Origin of the sequence: Streptomyces sp. NPDC001027 (genome assembly GCF_040299045.1) — a bacterium.
In the GTDB taxonomy this organism is placed as follows: Bacteria; Actinomycetota; Actinomycetes; order Streptomycetales; family Streptomycetaceae; genus Streptomyces.
In genome coordinates this window covers 1-2365 of sequence record NZ_JBEPBI010000500.1, presented here as the reverse complement: position 1 = coordinate 2365, position 2365 = coordinate 1, and the positions used below count along the sequence as shown (strand labels likewise).

The 2365-nt window shown below is 69.1% G+C and carries 2 protein-coding genes; one reads left to right on the top strand and one right to left on the bottom strand.

Features of this window, described 5'->3' with window-relative positions:
- The first annotated feature begins 57 nt into the window (after positions 1–57).
- Positions 58–768 carry a Rieske 2Fe-2S domain-containing protein gene (locus ABT300_RS43245; protein WP_502978127.1) on the top strand — a complete coding sequence of 237 codons (711 nt, stop codon included), beginning with the start codon at positions 58–60 and terminating at the stop codon, positions 766–768.
- 35 nt (positions 769–803) lie between these two features.
- Here ABT300_RS43245 and ABT300_RS43240 read toward each other — a convergent pair.
- Positions 804–2365: glycoside hydrolase family 97 protein (locus tag ABT300_RS43240; protein ID WP_351688443.1), on the bottom strand; the 1562-nt coding region annotated here is incomplete at its 5' end.

Genomic DNA, 2365 nt, shown 5'->3' with positions numbered 1-2365 from the left:
TCATGATGACCGGAACGGGTGGTGCAGAGGCCGGAGCGAGCGGGTCGGCCGGATCGGGTGAAACGGTCGGACCGCGCAGGATTCCCCAGGTGCGGCCACGCACCCTTCGCGGCCCGCACGCCCAAAGTCACCCTCACCGGACTCCCCGTCCGCGAACACAGCGGACTCATCCTCGTCCATATCGGCCCGGACACGCCGACCTGGGAAGTCCCCGAGGTCCCCGAAGCAGCGTCGAAACAGTACGCCGCGCCCATCGACGACACCTGCCGCGCACGCATCCACGTCCAGGAGATGCGCGAGAACATCGTCGACGAGTCCCACTTCCACTTCATCCACGGCCAGAGCGAACCCCTCGTCCAGCACTGGCACGCCGACGGACCCCACGCCGAAGCCCGCGGCCGCATCTCCCGCCGCGTCCTCGGCCGAGACATCGACAACACCTTCGACGCCTACATGCATGGACCCGGCCTCATGGTCGTCCGCACCCACGGCCCCCTTCTCTCCGTGACCGCCGTCGCCCTCACCACCCCCGTCGACGACCGCACCAGCGAACTACGGATGCTCTACTACATCCGCAAACCAGCGCGACTGCCCCTCCTCACCCCCCTCGCCAAACTCGTCTTCCGCATCGAAGCACTCGACGAAGTCCGCATGGAGACCGCCATCTGGGACCACAAGATCCACCGACCACACCCCATCCTGCTCCCCCACGAAAAGGGCATCAGAGCACTCCGTCGCTGGTACACGCAGTTCTATCCGGCCGACTGACGAACCAGCCGAACGATCGCGGGGCCGGGCCGGTGTCAGCTCGGCTTCAGCATCACCGCTTGGCCGCCGGAGGGTGCCATGGCCATGCTGAGCGCGGTCGCCGGGGTGACGGTCCGGGTGCTCACCACGACGGGGGTCTGGTAGGCGGAGGCGCCGGGCGTGCCGTCGGCGTAGACCGTGGCCGTCCAGTCGCCGCTGCCGAGGAAGGACAGCGGGAGCGACAGCGTCCGGGCCGACTCGTCGGTCATCGCGCCCAGGTACCACGTGGCGCCCTTGCGGCGGGCGACCGCGACGTACTGGCCGATCGAGCCGGCGAGGGCGTGGCTCTCGTCCCAGGTGGTGGGTATGGCGTCGAACCACGGCAGCCCGGGCCAGGCGGCGGTGTGGGAGAACTTCGACGGTGAGTCGTACCAGTAGAGGAAGTTGAGCGGCTGGTAGTACACCGCTGCCATCGCCATCTGGTGGGCGTCAGTGGTCCGGTCGCGTGACTGGCCGTAGCAGATGGTGTAGTCCATCGGTCCGCCGACGTTGCGGGCGAAGGGCAGCGTGACGTTGTGCGAGGCCGTCGGGAAGTGCTCGTTGCCTCGAACGCCCTCCATGCTGACCCAGTTCGGGTAGGTGCGCTCGTAGCCGAACGGGCGGACGTCGTCGTGCATGTCGATCAGCAGGTTGTGCTTGGCCGCCGTCTTCGCCCAGGCGGTGATCTGGTTCGTCATCGCCTGGGTGCCGTCGTTGATGAAGCCGAGTTTGACGCCCGCGAGGCCCCAGCTCCGGTAGAGGCCGAACAAGCCGTCCGCGTCGGCCAGCGCCATGAGGTTGACGTAGAGCAGCAGGCCGACGCCCTTGCCGGCGGCGTAGGAGAGGACGGTGGGCAGGTCTATCTCGGGGATGGACCTGGTGGCGTCGGCGGTGCCGCGTTCGGGGCCGTACCAGCCGGCGTCGTACTCGATGTACTGCATGCCGCGGGCGACGGCGAAGTCGACGCCCGCCAGGCCGGCGGCGGTGGTCAGCTGGCAGCGGAAGACCTTGCCCGGCTTGACCCAGGACGTGTCGGCCACGGCGTTCGGCGGGGCCAGGTTGAGCGCCAACTCGGCGTTGTCGACCAGTTCGGCGTGCGTGGAGCCGGTCACCAGCGCGCGCCAGGGCGTGGCGAACGGAGTGGTCACCGTCGAAGCCGTCTGGACCGTCCCGCTCCCCCGGGCGGTGTGCTCCATCAGGTGGGCGACCAGCGTGTTCGGCTGCCCGGACGCCGAACTCAGCATCAGGCGGGGGAAGTCGACCCGGGACGACTCGCAGATGCAGGCGATCAGCTCGCCGCTCGCGTACGTGGCCGTCAGCGGCAGGTCGGTCAGCGGACCGGCGTCGGTGCCGGAGGTCCCGGTGGACGGTATCGAGCCGGGGGCGACCGGGTTGTACGCGTCCTCGTCCCGGGCGCTGTAGACGAGTGCGCCGTCGGGGAAGACGAACGTCGTCAGCTCGTCGGCGACGGTGGCGGCGCCCTTGTCCAGGAGCACGTACCGGAAGGCGACACCGCTGGGGTAGGCGCGGATCTGGACGCTGAAGTCGATGCGCGTGGCGGTGTCCTGGAGGTTCCAGC